At 41.3% G+C, this 17,041-nt stretch carries 15 protein-coding genes and 1 pseudogene; 8 read left to right on the top strand and 8 right to left on the bottom strand.

What is annotated here, in order from left to right; all coding sequences use genetic code 11:
* Positions 1–420 precede the first annotated feature (420 nt).
* Positions 421–1,170: an SIR2 family protein gene (locus tag FB6_RS15880; RefSeq protein WP_174560859.1), complete on the top strand. Its 750-nt coding sequence runs from the start codon at positions 421–423 to the stop codon at positions 1,168–1,170.
* 181 nt (positions 1,171–1,351) lie between these two features.
* On the opposite strand, the gene FB6_RS15885 is transcribed toward FB6_RS15880, so the two are convergent.
* Complete coding sequence (locus FB6_RS15885) at positions 1,352–1,723, bottom strand: endonuclease domain-containing protein (protein WP_174560860.1); 372 nt, start codon at positions 1,721–1,723, stop codon at positions 1,352–1,354.
* Positions 1,724–1,876: 153 nt separating this feature from the next.
* Positions 1,877–2,888, bottom strand: a pseudogene (locus FB6_RS15890) (molecular chaperone DnaJ).
* 436 nt (positions 2,889–3,324) lie between these two features.
* On the opposite strand from FB6_RS15890, the gene FB6_RS15895 reads away from it, so the two are divergent.
* The 5 genes from FB6_RS15895 to FB6_RS15915 all read left to right on the top strand — a co-directional run bounded on the left by FB6_RS15895 (position 3,325) and on the right by FB6_RS15915 (position 8,129).
* The gene (locus tag FB6_RS15895; RefSeq protein WP_174560861.1) at positions 3,325–4,266 is read left to right on the top strand and encodes a transporter substrate-binding domain-containing protein; all 942 of its coding nucleotides are present in this window, start codon (positions 3,325–3,327) and stop codon (positions 4,264–4,266) included.
* A 70-nt stretch (positions 4,267–4,336) separates the two neighbouring features.
* Entirely contained in the window at positions 4,337–5,080 is a 744-nt protein-coding gene (locus FB6_RS15900) for an amino acid ABC transporter permease (protein ID WP_174560862.1), read from the top strand.
* Entirely contained in the window at positions 5,080–5,763 is a 684-nt protein-coding gene (locus FB6_RS15905; RefSeq protein WP_174560863.1) for an ABC transporter permease subunit, read from the top strand. The genes FB6_RS15900 and FB6_RS15905 overlap by 1 nt, the downstream gene beginning before the upstream one ends.
* 14 nt (positions 5,764–5,777) lie before the next feature.
* Positions 5,778–6,503, top strand: coding sequence for an amino acid ABC transporter ATP-binding protein (locus FB6_RS15910; RefSeq protein ID WP_174560884.1), 726 nt, complete (start codon positions 5,778–5,780; stop codon positions 6,501–6,503).
* Between the two features lie 438 nt (positions 6,504–6,941).
* Entirely contained in the window at positions 6,942–8,129 is a 1,188-nt protein-coding gene (locus tag FB6_RS15915; protein WP_174560864.1) for an ammonium transporter, read from the top strand.
* Between the two features lie 139 nt (positions 8,130–8,268).
* Here FB6_RS15915 and FB6_RS15920 read toward each other — a convergent pair whose 3' ends face one another.
* Positions 8,269–8,955 (bottom strand): HAD family hydrolase, encoded by a 687-nt coding sequence (locus tag FB6_RS15920; RefSeq protein WP_174560865.1) that lies wholly within the window; start codon positions 8,953–8,955, stop codon positions 8,269–8,271.
* A gap of 231 nt (positions 8,956–9,186) precedes the next feature.
* On the opposite strand from FB6_RS15920, the gene FB6_RS15925 reads away from it, so the two are divergent.
* Complete coding sequence (locus FB6_RS15925) at positions 9,187–9,897, top strand: phosphatase PAP2 family protein (RefSeq protein ID WP_174560866.1); 711 nt, start codon at positions 9,187–9,189, stop codon at positions 9,895–9,897.
* Positions 9,898–9,926: 29 nt separating this feature from the next.
* Here the strand turns inward: FB6_RS15925 and FB6_RS15930 are convergent, their stop codons facing one another.
* From FB6_RS15930 to FB6_RS15950, 5 genes are all read right to left on the bottom strand, one after another.
* Positions 9,927–11,240, bottom strand: a complete 1,314-nt coding sequence (locus FB6_RS15930) for a sensor histidine kinase (protein WP_174560867.1) — start codon at positions 11,238–11,240, stop codon at positions 9,927–9,929.
* Between the two features lie 45 nt (positions 11,241–11,285).
* Entirely contained in the window at positions 11,286–11,963 is a 678-nt protein-coding gene (locus FB6_RS15935) for a response regulator transcription factor (RefSeq protein ID WP_174560868.1), read from the bottom strand.
* 9 nt (positions 11,964–11,972) lie between these two features.
* The gene (locus tag FB6_RS15940; RefSeq protein ID WP_174560869.1) at positions 11,973–13,640 is read right to left on the bottom strand and encodes a phosphoethanolamine transferase; all 1,668 of its coding nucleotides are present in this window, start codon (positions 13,638–13,640) and stop codon (positions 11,973–11,975) included.
* Positions 13,641–13,763: 123 nt separating this feature from the next.
* Positions 13,764–14,882 carry a porin gene (locus FB6_RS15945; protein WP_174560870.1) on the bottom strand — a complete coding sequence of 373 codons (1,119 nt, stop codon included), beginning with the start codon at positions 14,880–14,882 and terminating at the stop codon, positions 13,764–13,766.
* A 137-nt stretch (positions 14,883–15,019) separates the two neighbouring features.
* Positions 15,020–16,267 (bottom strand): MFS transporter, encoded by a 1,248-nt coding sequence (locus FB6_RS15950; protein WP_174560871.1) that lies wholly within the window; start codon positions 16,265–16,267, stop codon positions 15,020–15,022.
* Between the two features lie 145 nt (positions 16,268–16,412).
* Here FB6_RS15950 and FB6_RS15955 point away from each other — a divergent pair, with 145 nt between their 5' ends.
* A complete protein-coding gene (locus tag FB6_RS15955; protein ID WP_174560872.1) occupies positions 16,413–17,039 on the top strand; it encodes a 1-acyl-sn-glycerol-3-phosphate acyltransferase in 627 nt (208 codons plus the stop codon).
* Positions 17,040–17,041: the final 2 nt, after the last annotated feature.

A 17,041-nucleotide genomic window follows, 5' to 3' on the forward strand; every position in this document is an offset into this window, starting at 1 on the left:
TCGGATGCTTATATTTCAGAAATCACTCAACGTTTGAATCATCGCCCAAGAAAAAGACTCGGATTTAGAAGCCCGAGTCAGGTATTATTCCAAGAACATGGTGTTGCACTTCAAATGCTAATCTAAGCTTTTAAAATACAAAATTTAGTTTTCATCAAGAATGATGATTGGAAAACAAAATCCGATGAATTACTTGAAAAACTCAAAACAAAATATAAAAACAGTGAAAAAATATCTCTCCTTTTAGGAGCTGGAGTATCTTGTAGTGCAAATTTACCAAGCTGGGATGAGCTTATTTCAAGCCTATTTACCACCTACCTCGTAAATAGTACATTAGATAATACCGAACTAAAGGAAATGAAAATAGGCGAGTATAGAGACTCTATCAATTATATTAGTCGGAGTATTTCTGGAAAATATATGAAGTCAGCCTTGCTTTCAGCAAGATATTTGCAAAAAGGATTTTCGACACAGGAAAATGATACTGGTAATTTTCTAATTGAATTACAAAAATGTTTATATAAAAAAAAGAGTAAGAAATCACCTCTCATTACAGCAATAGGTAAATTATGTATCCCCACCAGAGTTGGAGCAAAGATAAATTCAATTGTCACATACAATTTTGATAATTTAATAGAAATGCATTTGGATAGACTGGATTTAAAATATAAATCAATTTTTTTAGATAATGTAAAGTATCAGAATGAAGAACTACCAATCTACCATGTCCATGGTTTCATTCCTCAAAACATTAATTTATCTAAATCTAAGGAACACTACCAAGATATGGATCTGATATTTTCTGAATCAGGTTATCACAGAATGTATTCCAACCCATATCATTGGTCTAATTTAATTCAGCTTTCCACTTTAAAAGAACATACATGCATAATGATTGGCTTGTCTTTAGATGATCCAAATTTAAGAAGACTATTAGAAATTGCTCAAACTGGAACTAATATTGCGAAGCATTATGCTTTCTTAAGAAGAATTAATATTGAAGAATTTGCAGAAGAGAATAAATCGACTCATTCCATATCTTTGCAGTCCTCATTTTTAGAACGTCATCATAATCTACAAGAATTGATGTTTTCTGAACTTGGTATAAATGTCATTTGGTTTGAAGAGTTTGAAGAATTACCTAAACTTTTAAATCAACTCTTGAATTAACCCTCACCCCAACCCTCTCCCATAGGGAGAGGGAGCGTCATTTGATTTAATACCTACGTGAATTTAACAATGGAATTCCCTCTCCTTGTAGGAGAGGGTTAGGGAGAGGTGCTTTTAAATTTCTTTCGTATAACTTCGACCCTCACCCTAGCCCTCTCTCATGGGGAGAGGGAATTTACTATTATTGATTTTCTTTCAACTCACAACATACTTCCCATAAGTGTTCTAAAACCACATCCGTCCTACCCAACACATCATGATTCCAATATCGCACTACCGTTAAACCCAAAGCCTCTAAAAACTTTGTACGCTCGGCATCATATTCAATTGCATCATCAGTTCCATGCTGTCCACCATCTAGCTCAATCACCAAACCAATTTCATGACAGTAAAAATCCACGATGTACGAAGCAATCACATGCTGACGACGAAATTTAAGGTTCATAAATCGCTTAGCACGAAGGATTTGCCACATGAGGTTTTCTGCATCAGTGGAGGTGTGGCGCATGGATTTGGCAAAGATTAAGAGTTGGGGATCAAGTTTTTTGTTCATGGGAATTTAGTTTTTATTATTTTCTTTAGATTATCAAATTTTATAACCTCTCCCTAGCCCTCTCCTACAAGGAGAGGGAACATCCATTTTTAAATTTATGAAGGTATAAAATCACATGCTACTCCCTCTGGGAGAGGGTTGGGGTGAGGGAAACTATAAAGTCCCTTGTTCTATCAACACCCTTACCCCCTTCACTTTCCCCATATATTTCAACCGTTCCTTTTCCCACTTCACTTGCTGTTTTAAGATGGCAACATCGGCATCTATGGCTTTATACACATCCGGCTCAGACTGCACTTTGGTTGAAATATGAAAGCCTTCAATAATATCAGCGATTTGCTGTTCCAGTTTTTGACTTTGCCCTTCCAACGCCAGTTTATAAAACTTGATCTGATCACTACTCAACGCCTTTTGACTTAAGCCTTTATTCAGTTCAAGTTGAAGCTGTAATTTCAGCAAATAAAACAAATCCTGCTCGTTATAGGCATGATTCACGGTTTGCAGTAATGCTGTTTTTTCTTTTTTCTTCTTTCTTCGCTTCATCGGGTTCACGGTCAGGGTGAATCATTGCTGTGATTTTTAAATACACCGTTTTCAACGATTGCTCAGCCATTTTCGCTGCTTGTTCGCATTTTTCGAGCTGTTTTTTAAGCTTAGCCTGCTCTCGCTGCTGCTGGAACTTTTCACTGTCCCACTCATCATATTCAAACTGATCAGTCTGAGTTTCAGAAGATTCATGTAATGTGCGCGTTTGATGATTTTACTGCGTTTTAGGCGGAGTCTTTTGCCTATTCAATTGACGGTAAAATTCATCAATCTTTTGTACACTTTCGATTTGCTGCTTATTGAGGGATTTTGAATGACGAAGCAGCTTGGCAAGCTGTGCGGTTTTATCATCCAGTTGCAACTGTTCAGCTTTAGAAAATTCAGGGTTCTGCACGTTGTCCCAAAGCTGCTCTAACTGCTGAAATAAGGTTTGATGTAATTCGCTATAAATCGGTAACAGTTTTAAGCGCACTTGCTGCTGAATCTGTTCTTGCGCCTGCTGCCATTTGGCCAAATCCAGTTTTTGCTGTTCAATCTCATCAATTAAACGATTGAGCTTTTTATCAGGTGTGGCAGGCTCTAGTTGGGTTTGATTCGTGGTTTTTAACTCAAAAGACATAGCAACAATGATGGCAAAAAGAAAAGTATAACTGAATTCAATTTTAGGGTTATCTTTTCATTTAAAGCAAAGCCATTGCCCTTATTGCTTACCATGAACCAAGTCATACAACACTCTCTCAAGCAAGTTTTCAAGTCTTATTTAAAAATGATCCGGCTTATTAGACTTTAGTCTGTCCTAACTGAACACAACTAAAATCGTTTTACCTCAAGCGGCCAATACACTCATAGATCAGAGCAAAAAACAGTTATTTCATAATCATTTATTGGTAACAAAACCCTAAAAAAATTTGCTTGAGCAATCCTTCAAAACTCGCTTAAGATGAAATCTAATGTATTTATAGACAGAAAAGAAAACATCTTTTGCATAACAAATAAGTGGCTTTCCACTGGCAACTGAGCAGTTGATGATAATGAAATAAAAAGGAGTTTTATACATGACACATAAACGCAGTATTACTTCCCTACTTTGTGCAAGCGCACTCATGCTCGGTCTGAGTGCTTGTAGTGACAATAAAGCACCATCTTCTGAAAAGCCTGCCGGCGGAGATGCCGCTGCTTCAGGTACACTCGATAAAATCAAAAAATCAGGCACCATTGTGCTGGGCTATCGTGACTCCTCTATTCCATTTTCCTATATTGCCGACAATCCCAATCAGCCTGTGGGTTATGCACACGATTTACAGTTAAAAGTTGTAGATGCCGTGAAGCAGAAACTGAACATGCCGGATTTAAAAATTCGCTATAACCTGGTGACCAGCCAGAATCGTATTCCGCTGGTATCTAACGGAACGGTCGATCTGGAATGTGGTTCAACCACCAACAATAAAGAACGTCAGCAACAGGTCGATTTTTCGGTCGGTTTCTTTGAAGTCGGTTCGCGTCTTCTCACCGCTAAAGATTCCGGTGTGAAAGATTTTGCTGACCTGAAAGGTAAAAAACTGGTCACCACTGCCGGTACCACCTCTGAACGTTATATCCGTCAGCATCAGCAAGAATTAGGAATAGGTGAAATCATTTCAGCCAAAGACCATGCGGAATCTTTCCTGATGCTGCAAAATGGTCGTGCGGCAGCCTTTATGATGGATGACATCCTGCTGGCTGGTGAAAAATCCAAAGCAGCTGATCCAAATAAATGGGAAATTGTTGGAACTGCGCCAATTCATGAAATTTATGGCTGCATGCTGCGTAAAGGCGATACTGGCTTCAAACAGGTAGTCGATGATGCCATTAAAGCTACTTATAGTTCTGGTGAAATCAACAAGATGTATGAGAAATGGTTCCAGCAACCGATTCCACCCAAAAATATCAATCTAAACTTCAAAATGTCGGATCAGTTGAAAGCATTAATCAGCAATCCACATGACCGTGACCAATAAGCCTTAAAACAACAACTTTATCCATCAGGTAGAAAAAGGATTTTTTGCCTGATGCTACTCAGGAGTTACTATGAATTATAGTTGGAACTGGGGAGTTTTATTACAGTCTACTGGGGTGGGTGATACCACCTATCTGAACTGGATTGTGACCGGTCTGGGCTGGCTACTGGTGATTGCCGTCGTGGCCTGGAGCATTGCGATGGTTCTGGGCAGTATTTTGGGCATCATGCGCACCTTACCCAGCAAGACCGCACGCGGTATCGGGACTGCTTATGTCACCCTGTTTCGTAATGTTCCCCTGCTGATTCAATTATTTATCTGGTTCTATGTGGTTCCCAACTTTTTACCCACGCCCATTAAATTATGGTGGATGAATGACTTGGGCGCCAATACCACGGCACTTATTTCAGCCAGTGTCGGTCTGGGCTTGTTTACCGCAGCGCGGGTGTGTGAACAGGTGCGTACCGGGATTGAAGCCTTGCCTGTGGGTCAGGTGAATGCCGGTTATGCCATGGGCTTTAGCACCAGTCAGTTGTATCGCTACGTGATTTTGCCGCAATCTTTCCGCACCATTTTGCCACCGCTGAGTTCCGAGCTGACCAACTGTGTCAAAAACACCTCGGTTGCTTCACTGGTGGGTGTGGCCGAAATTATTTCCCAGATGAAAACCATCAGTGAATATACCCAGAACACCATCGAAATTTATACCTACGTGACCATCATCTTTATTGTGATTAACGTCTGTTTAATTCAGGCCATGAATATGCTGGAAAAACGTTTACGTGTTCCCGGTTTAATTGCAGGAGATAAATAATGGAATGGCTCACTGCATTTTTAAATGACTTACAACTGTCTGCTCCTGCCTTGTGGCATGGTATGAGCATTACCTTAAAAGTGGTGATCAGCGCGACCATTGGCGGGATTTTAATTGGTACCCTGCTCGCCTTGATGCGTTTATCCTCCTTTAAGGCACTAAATTTAATCGCACAGGCGTATGTCAACCTGTTCCGCTCCATCCCTTTGCTGTTGGTGCTGATGTGGTTCTATTTTGCCGTACCGTTTATCTACACGGCTGTTACGGGGAATTATCTGACCATTGATACCGCACTGGTGTCCAGTATCGTGGCCTTCATGCTGTTTGAAGCGGCTTACTTTTCGGAGATTGTCCGGGCCGGCATCCAGTCGATTCCCAAAGGTCAGACTTCAGCAGCTTATGCCCTCGGTATGAGTTACGGACAGTCGATGCGGCTGATTATTTTGCCACAAGCTTTCCGGAAGATGACCCCGCTGCTGTTACAGCAGACCATTATCCTGTTTCAGGATTCAACCATGGTTTATGCCATTGGTTTACTGGACTTTTTCCGGACCAACTACGTCCGCGGCGACCTGATGTCGCTATTGACCCAATATATTCTATTTGCAGGTTTGGTGTACTTTACTGTGAGTATGATCGCGACCTATGCCGTTAAAAAATTACAAAGGAAGTTAACTGTATGACTGATGGTAAAGTGATGATTGACCTGCAAAATGTCAGTAAATGGTATAAAGATTTTCAGGTATTAACCGATTGCACCACCCAGATTCATCAAGGGGAAGTGGTGGTGGTTTGCGGGCCTTCAGGTTCAGGTAAATCGACCCTGATTAAAACTGTCAACGGACTGGAACCATTCCAGCAAGGCAACATCGTGGTGGATGGTATTTCCATCAAGGACCCAAAAACTGATCTGACCAAACTACGTAGCCGCGTGGGTATGGTGTTCCAGCATTTCGAACTGTTCCCGCATTTGAGCATTACCGAAAACCTGACCATTGCCCAGATTAAAGTTTTGGGACGTTCGGAAGCTGAAGCCAAGAAAAAAGGCTTGGCCTATCTGGATCGTGTCGGGCTCAGCACACATGCCAACAAGTTTCCGGCCCAGCTATCCGGTGGTCAGCAGCAGCGTGTGGCGATTGCCCGCGCCTTAAGCATGGACCCAATTGCCATGTTGTTTGATGAACCCACTTCGGCACTGGACCCTGAAATGATCAATGAAGTGCTGGATGTGATGGTGGAACTGGCCAAAGAAGGCATGACCATGATGTGTGTAACCCATGAAATGGGCTTTGCACGTCAGGTGGCCAACCGGGTAATTTTCATGGATCAGGGTAAAATTGTGGAAGACTGCACCAAAGATGAGTTCTTCAACACCCAACGAGGTGATCGCGCTCAGCAGTTCTTAAATAAAATCCTGCACTAAAACAGTGTGTATTTTAACCAAGCCATTCAGATTGGCTTGGTTTTTTTATGCTCAATTTCTAAAACTGACCCAAATCAGAACGTATTTAAATGCATTTTCAATTTTTTATTTATTATAAACGATGAGCATAATAGAATTTTTTAGTGGGCTAATCTTGCCACTATTCAGTGCCAGAAAAATTGCATAAAAAAAACTTCTTTAAAAGCTTTAAATTTTATTCAATTATCATATATTTATTTATAATTTAAATTAAACAATATTGCACAATATTGGTGCAATAAGCTGTATCTTAAGCAAGTTATTGCTTTATATCGAGTCTTGTTATTTTTTAATGCTGCTTAATCAAAATTTCCCACTTTCGAACATCTTCACGAAAAAAATCACATAGCTATACTGATCTTCTTTTTGTGATTTTAAGCACTAAAATGGAGCCATAAAATGCAAAATATAGATTTACTCTTTCTCCTTCTTGGTGCGGTTTTAGTTTTAGCCATGCATGCAGGTTTTGCATTCTTGGAACTGGGCACAGTACGACATAAAAATCAGGTCAATGCCTTGAGTAAAATTTTGACAGACTTTTCCATTTCTGCCATCGCCTATTTTTTTGTCGGCTACTATATTGCTTATGGCCAGCATTTTTTCCATATTGGCGCAACTTTAGCTGCGGATCACGGCTATAACCTGATGCGCTGCTTCTTCCTACTGACCTTTGCTGCAGCCATTCCGGCGATTATTTCTGGTGGTATTGCAGAACGTGCCAAAATGCGTTCTCAAGCGATTGCGACCTTGTTATTGGTCGCCCTAGTCTATCCTTTCTTTGAAGGGATTGCCTGGAACGGTAATTTAGGATTGCAAGGCTGGTTAGCCAAAACCTTTGGTGCAGGCTTCCATGATTTTGCCGGTTCAGTCGTCGTACATGCCATGGGGGGCTGGATTGCACTGGTTGCGGTCATTTTACTGGGTGCGCGTCATGGCCGTTATAAAAAGGATGGGCGTGTCAGTGCGCATCCACCATCTTCCATTCCTTTTCTTGCACTAGGTTCATGGATTTTAATTGTCGGCTGGTTTGGCTTTAACGTGATGAGTGCACAACGTCTGGATGCCATTTCCGGACTGGTAGCGATTAACTCATTGATGGCAATGGTTGGTGGAACCATTGCAGCCAACTTCATGGGCAAAAATGACCCCGGCTTCTTGCACAATGGTCCTTTGGCAGGTTTGGTGGCAATCTGTGCCGGCTCCGATGTCGTTCATCCGGTTAGCGCATTAATCATTGGCATGGTTGCAGGTATCATTTTTGTCAAACTGTTCACTTACACTCAAAACAAACTGAAAGTGGATGATGTGCTCGGTGTTTGGCCTCTACACGGCATATGTGGCACCTTTGGCGGGCTTGCAGTGGGGATTTTTGGACAACAATGGCTAGGCGGTTTAGGTGGTGTTTCAATCATTTCACAACTGATTGGTACTTTACTGGCCATCTCGATTGCACTTGCTGGCGGCTTTGTCGTTTACGGTACATTAAAATGCATCATGGGTATCCGCTTATCTCAAGAAGAAGAATTCCGTGGTGCAGATTTATCCATTCATAAAATTTCAGCCAATTCAGAAGAAACCATTTTTTAAAACTGTATAGTTCAACTGAACATTTTAAATGAATCTTGATTTTCAGCGCGATCCGAAAGGGTCGCTTTTTTTTGATTATTTGTCTCTAAGATAAGCGTTTATAACAACTTTGCTCATTCAAGAGTAAAACCCATCAACCTCATAAAAACTTTTTAATTTCAGCCAAATGCTGAATGGTATGCACAGGCTGATGATCTGTTGCAGGATGAAAACCTTGTAGCCATAAAGCCTGCATACCGGCTGCCATTGCCCCCTGTACATCATTGACCGGATGATCACCGACAAATAGACAATGTTCTGGCTCAACAGCGAGCTTCTGACAGGTATAGAGAAAAATTTCAGGATTCGGTTTGCTCAAACCCGCCAGCTCAGAGCTGACAATTTCATGAAAATAATGGCTAAAACCCAAACCTTGTAAAATAGTTAAGCGGGTGGCATGACCGCCATTTGAAATCACCGCCAGTTTATAACCGGCCTGTTTTAATTCGGTTAACAGTTGACTGGCTCCCTGCATCGCCACTGCGGACAATCCAAATTGCTGAAACCAGAACTGGGTCAGTTCATCAAAATCAGGCAGACTGTTCCAGCTTAATTCCTGTTGCAAGGCATAAGCTACAGAAGCCGCAATACTGGGATGGGTGAGCCATTCTTTTTTCGGGTAGCCGCCATTATCAATACGGCGGATAATGGCTTGTATTAAACTGATGTCTGCATGCTGTAATTGGTGTTGATAGGTCTGTGCCAAGAATTGGCTATAGGCCAAAATACTCTGGTCACGATGCGTGAGGGTATTATCAAGATCGAACAAAACCGCCTGTATAGCCATGTAAACACCTATATTTATTTTGTGCTTAATGTAGCACTGAGCGTTTGTATCATTATGCTCTTTGTTGAATATGCTTATCAGCATTTGACACAAGCTGTTGCTTAAACTCTGCGTCTGTTTTTGTTATTCATCTCTTTTTCAGCTGCATAGTTCATCTCCTCCAAGTCTGCTTAAGTCTAGATTAAGTTTTGATTGTTGTAATTGCAGCACTAAAAACTATTGATCTTTACTATGCACGATAAGCAACGCTTCATGCTCTATCAGGGCTGTTTCCTCATCATCAGCTTCTGCCTGCTTTTGGTGTGCTTCCCTGTCGGAGGCAGTCTAGATCTGGCACTGATTCATCCTTGGGTGAGTTCGTCCGGGAAATTCCTGTTACGTGATAACTGGTATTTGGCTGAACTGAACCACCGTTATGTCAAAGAACTGATTATTTTGGTTTATGCCAGCTTTTTGATCATTTGGCTGGGCTCATTCAAATTCGAAAAACTTAAGCCTTTACGTTGGAACTATGGTTATTTCTTTTTTCTGGTGATCCTTTCTACATCAATTATTGGCTTATTAAAATCACATTCTGCCCATGCCTGCCCATGGAATATTACTATTCCAACCACTCAAGGATTTTTCTGGGATTTTTCTGCTACCCAAGGTCACTGTTTTCCTGGTGGACATGCCTCTACCGGTTTTGCGCTGATGGCTGGTTTTTTTGTATTTAGACGATCTGATAAAAAACGTGCCTATTTTTTTCTAATCTCTGGTTTTATTTTAGGTTTTGCCATGGGTTGGGGACAAATGATGCGCGGTGCACATTTTCTCAGTCACAACTTATGGACGGCGTGGATTATCTGGTTGGTCAACGTCAGTTTTTATCTACTTAATTATAAAAGGTTTGGGCTATCTCAAATCACCAATACATCTGCACAAACCAGCCAGCAGCAGTAATCAGCTGCTGGCACTAAACGATTTCCACCCTAGAGTGGTAACTGCACATTGACCTGCAAACCACCTAGACCAAGGCTCTTGGAAAATGAAATTTTTCCACCCAGTCTTTCCGTGGCTTTCTCTACAATTGAAAGCCCTAAACCGCTGCCAATTTCCAGATGATGATGCACGCGATAAAAGCGTTTCAGAATTTTTTCATAAAGTTCTGGTGCAATACCTGGCCCACTATCTTCAACCTGAATCATGGCTAAGCCATCCCGCTCAAACACAGAGACATTAATCACTCCCTGATTGGGCGTATATTTAATGGCATTATCAATCAGATTATAAATAATGGAATGCACGGAAGATTCCTGACTATGCAGCAGCACATCTTCCTGATGCTCCATCCCTAAATCAATATTTTTTTGCATGGCAAGATGAATTAGCTGTTCAACGCAATTCACGGCGACCTGATTGAGTAAAAACTGCTGTTTATTTTCCGCTTCCAGAACAGAAGCATCCTGTTTAGCCAAATTAAGTAACTGGCTGACCAAATGCTGAATCCGGATTAATCCTTTACTCAGATTCTGTAAATCCTGATCTTCCGGAAATTGTTTTAACAGAATTTGCATTTGCAAATTTAAAGCAGTGATGGGTGTACGAAGCTCATGGGCAGCATCGGCAATAAACTGCCGCTGCTCCTGTTGTGCAGAGGAAATCCGTTCAAATAAATGATTCATTTCCGTAATGGTCGGCACAATTTCAACCGGATAATCATTTAATTGAATCGCCCTCAGTTCATTTGAATCACGTTGCGCCAATTCAGCCTTAAAATCATCCAATGGCTGCAAACTACGACTAATAATCCAGCTCAGTCCCCAAATCACGCAAGGCATAAACAGCAGATAAGGAATAAACATACTACCAGCGAGTTCTAAGGCCAAACGCTGCCGTGTTTCTTGCTGCTGGCTGACCTGAACCTGATAATGTTCTAAGGGTAACACGTAAGTATGCCAAACACCTTGTGAGGTTTTATGCGTATAAAAGCCTGCTTTTTTGACAGGGTTAACCAATAAATTGATAGCATGGGTTTTATGCTCTTCTTTGGCATAAGCCCAAACATCTACAAACAGGTCTTCTTCATGATAATGCTTGGCTTGCTCAAAGCGGCTTTGCACTGGTTCAGGATCATGTTGCGCAATACGTTCTGCCAGATTCTGCATCTGTGCATCGAGCACTTCATTAATTTCCTGCAGCGCAATCCGGTAAGCGGAAAAAATCAGCAAGCATCCCAATGCAATACTAAAAACAGAGATATAAATAATCAGGCGTTTTTTTAATGAATACTGTGACTGTACCAATGGCTGACCTTATTGCTGATTTTATGACTTTATAGCTGACTGACTCTAGAGCTGTCCCAGTCGATAACCTAAACCACGAATGGTACAAATGAAATCTTTACCCAGTTTGGCACGCAAGTGATGTACATAGACTTCAATGGTATTACTGCTGACTTCGCTGTCCAGATCATACAGTTTATCTTCTAAATTGGCTTTAGAAAAAATCTTGTTTGGATGACTGACCAAAGGAATCAAAATCGCCCATTCACGATTAGATAAGTCAATATATTGTCCCTTAAACTTGGCAATATGCTGTTCCACATCCAGCGTCAGTTCACCATAACTTAAAATGTTCTGGCTGTCTTGTAATGCAGACTCAGCGCCACTACGGCGTAATAAAGCATGGATACGAGCCAACAGTTCGTCAAACTCATAGGGCTTGATCAGATAGTCATCTGCCCCATTATTTAAACCATCGACCCGGTTTTGCAACTGATCCCGGGCAGAAATAATCAGCACAGGTAAAGCTGGCCACTGCTGACGGATCTGTTTCAACACTTGCATTCCGTCCATCATCGGCAAACCCAGATCGAGTAGCACAATATCAAACTTGTGTTGGCCCAGCTTTTTTAAACCATCGATGCCATTATTGACCCATTCCACATCAAATTGCTGGTATTTCAGCAAAGTCATGCTGGATTCAGCAATCATGAAATCATCTTCAATTATCAAGATTTTAGCCATGCTTTAAACTCACGCTTTTTTTTTGGTTTCACACTGCTGCAACATATTATTTTGTTCATCCGCCACTTGAGTTTTGACATCAAGCAGACTGAGCAGACTTGGGAACAAATTATCCTGACTTAATTCTTTGCTTTTTTGGGCTGCTAAGCAAGTGATTTGCGCAGAATTTTGCTCAGCCCATTCAGGTGAAAACCACATCAGCATGGGAATATGAGTCTGCTGAGTCGGTGCAATCGCATAAGGTGAACCATGTAAATACAAACCGTGTTCTCCAGTCGATTCACCATGATCCGACAAATACCAGAATCCGGTTTGATAAGCCGAGTTGCCTTTCAACACCTGAATCAGTGAGCTTAAAACATGATCAGTATAGACAATCGAATTATCATAACTATTCAACAATTCTGTCCGGCTACAACCTTGAATCGCATTGGTATCACAGCTCGGTTTAAAAGGCTGGAAGGCTGTAGTTGAGCGTTGATAATAAGCTGGCCCATGACTGCCCATCTGGTGTAAGACGATTAAACGTGGGGTCTTGTCAGATTCAGGAATTGCAGCCAGATAGGTTTTTAGGCTATCCACCAAAATTTCATCATGACAATCTCCACTTTTATCACACCATTTGTCTTTTAACTGCTGAGGAATCTGATATTGCTCAACCCGGTTACATGTGCCTTTACAGCCCGAGTTATTATCTATCCAGGTCACTTTGTAGCCAGCACGCTGTGCGATATCAAGTAATCCCTCACGATGGCTGGCAAGCTGTTCATCATAGTCTTTACGAGGCATACCAGAGAACATGCAAGGCACAGAAACAGCAGTTGCAGTACCGCATGAACTGACCTGATTAAAATTGATCACATTCAGTTTGGATAATTCAGGATTGGTATTTTTGCCATAACCATTTAAAGAGAAACTCTCTGCACGTGCTGTTTCACCCACCACCAACAGCATTAATTTCGGTTTAGCATTCTCTTTGACTTGCTGCACCAAATGCGCATCTTCACCATAGTGAATTAAAGGTAAATTCTTTTTAGGCGCAGATTTACGATAATAAGACAATGTTGCAGAGATGGCATTTTGAGGTGAAATCATGCCTTTTAAATCACGATGTTCACGGAAGATTGCCGCAAAATCCACGTAAAAAACAAAGAGCAAACCACCTACCAGCAGCAATGATCCTGCACCTGTTAATAGTTTTTTAGTGACTTTACGAGCTAGGGTCTCACGCTTGATCCGAATCAGACTGACACACAGTATTGGAAATAAGACAAATGCAAGCGTCCACAATACAAAGCGCAAAGATAATAAATCACCAACTTCACGTGCATCGGTTTGCATCATATTTTGAATCTGCTCTGGAGAAATGACCACCCCTAGGCTATTTACAAAATATGCAGTAAAACCACCTATAAACAGTAAAATATAGGCAAAGATTTTTGCATTCCATGTCCATTGCAGCAGCTGAAAAATCAAATTATAGGCAGCTATAATCACCAATACCGTAGCCGTTAAAAAAAGATAGGCTTTCGGACCTTGGTAAGGAGTCAAATTTTGAATTTTTTGAAAAAAAGCAATATTTAGAACAAGACCTAACCATATAGCCAATACAAAATTGAATTGACTCAAAGAAATGGGCTTAATTTTATCTCGTACTCGGGTAACGATACTTAACATGATTATTTAATTGATCTGATTTTTACTGATACATTAATCTAAAATTCGAAACTTAAAAATGACTTAAATAAAAAAAAGACGATGTAAAACACCGTCTTTTCATTAACTTAAAATGAATAAGCATTAAAACTTATATTCTAAGCCTGTACCCACCACAGGTTGTTTGGTTTCATTAGATGCCTGTTCCAAGGTTAAATAACCCGCATAACCATAGGCTTTAACTTGTTTGTTAAAGGCATAATCCACACCTGCAAAATATTGTTTTGCGTCAAAATCTGCTTTGGTGTTTTTAAAGCTGGTGGTGTTTTGGCTATATTGGGCTTTTACCGTCCATGCTTTAGCATTTGGCAGATTATATTCAGCACCCACCAGCCAGCCTTGAGATTCATCAATATTGGCTGCTAACGCTTCATTACCATTTGCCGCTTCTACTTCTGATGTTTGATAAAGTGCTTTTAATGCTAATCCACCATCGATATTCACACGACCAATGGCACGCAGTGTATTTGCAGCAGCAAAAGCACTTCCAGCTACAGTTCCAGTCACTTCAGGTGTAGCAGCATTGGTAAAGCCACGTCCGGCAAAGTTACTTGGAATCGCTTTATCATAAGCAATACCCGCCACTACAACAGGGCTTTCATAAGCAACCGATGCAGACCAGGCATCCCCTAGGCCACGGCCCGCTGTTTTCGCTGAACCATTTCCTTTAGCAATGGCTGAATCTTCACCTGAAGCCAATAAAGCATTTACCTTAATGGCACCTGCAGGTAATTTAATCGCTGGAGATTCATAAATCACGGCATTTGAAATACGGTTTTCACCGGTAAAAATGCCCGTCACATCCGCTTTGTTGGCTACATAGTTGTTAAAAGTATCAACTACACTGGAAAGTTGTTTTAATGGTGTGTCATGTGCACCTACTTTTAAAGTCCCCAGCTGAGCATCTTTCAAACCGACAAAGCGGTTACGTGTCGTCCAGTCTGCACTGTCACCATCTGCACTGAGTCCCCATTCAATGCCGTAAACTGCACTTAAACGATCAGTTAGTTTTTCATCACCTTTTAATCCAATAAATGAGCTGTTAGAACTCACCTCGACCACATCTTTGTCTGAAACAGGTGACGCATTGTCTTCTGGTAAATAATCGATACTCGCATCGATTTCCCCATAGAACGTTGGTGCTGCAAAAGTTGAGCCTGCTAAAAGACTTAATGCAATCGCTGCGGCAATTTTGGTTTTCATTTTTAAATACCCCTGAGTTATTTTGTAACAGATGTTACTGTTTAGAAATATTTAAAAAAATGATTTATTTTTTATTTAGTTATCATTTTTAATTCATAGCTTTTAAAGATGTTTTCAATTAAAACGCTTTGATTGGATTATGACTCTGTATTTTTCCATCGCAAAATGGGCCATAAACAAAGCACTGCAACCCCAGTAATGCATGTTAAATAAGTCGCATATCCCCAAAGATCACCCAATATTCCACTCAGGCTATATAGTCCGCCACTGACAGTTGCCATGAGTGCCACCTGAAAAGTGAAATCTGTCCCTGCAATATGTTTGCGGCTGTATTGCATGACTAAAGTCAGCATCACCACCAGCAACATGGCAGAAATCATATCTTCAGCAGCATTAATCAAATAAATGACCCATGGCTGAATGTACTGTTGAGATTCATATTGAAAAGCCAGCCAGCTGTAAGCGGCCAAGCTAAAAATTTTCAAGATAGAAAAACTTAAAAGTGCCTTGGCCCGAGATATAAATCTCAGACTCAGACCAGCCAATCCAGCACCAATGAGCGCTGCCAAAGCCCCCAGCATAGTCACATATATACCAATTTGGGAAAATGTCAGTCCTAAATCGACCATCAAGGGTTTCAGTAAAGGCCCTGCTAAGCCATCGGCAATTTTGAAAGTGATCAGCACCACCAACCAGCCCGTAAGATGCGGACTTTGATAAAAATAGCACAGATAATTTTTGACCTTGCGCCAGCTGAATGCCTCTTGTTCAGCCGCGTGCTGAATATTCTTGAATTGTGCAGGTTCTTTAAAGCAGAGAATGGGTAAGGTATTCAGCAGAACCAGACCCGCCAAAAGCAGAAAGGTATTTTGCCAGTTTAACCAGTCCAGCGCCCATAAAATCGCTCCACCACCAACAATAAAGCCCAGTCTGGAACCAATCACCTGAAAAGTATTGCCCCAGTGCTGCTGCTCATTTTGAAGGATATTCACAGCCAGACCATCAGTAGCAATATCTTGCGTAGCCCCCACCAGATTCATACTCAGTAAAGCAATAAAAAATGCCAGTAAATATACGGGCTGATTTAAAGCCTGTATCGGCAAAAAGGATAAGCCTATCAGAATCAGTACACTGCATAACTGGGTCGGAATAATCCAGCTCCGGTAATGTCCAAAAGCCGAATGGCCAAAACGATCAACGAAAGGTGCCCAAAAAATCTTGATCGACCAAGGCAGCATCAATAAGCCAAAACCACCGATCTGCGCCAGCGACACCCCTTCAGCACGTAAAATCACTGGTAAAGCATGAGTCATGAAACCGACAGGTAAACCTTGTGCCCAATATAAGGAGAACAACAGCAGATAGATGTTCGATGTTTTCGGCATAGCCTGCACCTATGAGTCCCAAGCAGATTGATTTTTTTGATCACGCAAGCTGAATTTTAATTTACATTTTGCTAATGAATCTTATTTTACAAAAGCTTAACATGAATTAAATAGGATACGTTTGGGTCAGGACGGCCGAAAAATCATGTCAGCACATTTTCCCACATTACCCGATCTAGTCCCTGCCCGCGGTGGCAGTTTGAGCCGCAAGATTTTCAAGCAGATATTTCTGGCTCAAGGCTGGCGCTTTGAAGGTGAATTTCCCAATCTGCCTAAGGCAGTCGCCATTATTTCCCCACATACCTCAAATATAGATGCCTGGCATGGTTTTGCCGCACTGCTCGGGCTGGGCATCAAGATCACGGTTTTTGGCAAACACACTTTATTTAACACACCACTAAAACCATTATTGGAATGGGTTGGCGTGATTCCCGTCAATCGCAGTATTCAACAGGGTACAACTCAGCAAATTATCGACTTCATTCAAACTCAAGAGCAGATCTGGGTTGGTATGGCGCCTGAAGGTACACGTAAGCATGCCGAAGCATTTAGAAGTGGTTTTTACCGAATTGCTGTCGGTGCCCATATCCCGATTGTGATGTTTTCACTGGACTATGATCATAAAACCATCCACTGCTTGGGCGTGTTTCAACCTACGGGAAATTATGAGCAAGATGTAGAGCAAATTTTAGATCAATATGTAGGCAAATTTTCAGCTAAAAATCCTGCCTGGCTGGCCCAGCCGTTACAAAAACGTCTAAAAAATCGCTAGTC

This window comes from Acinetobacter bouvetii (assembly GCF_902753875.1).
Taxonomy (GTDB): Bacteria; Pseudomonadota; Gammaproteobacteria; order Pseudomonadales; family Moraxellaceae; genus Acinetobacter; species Acinetobacter bouvetii_A.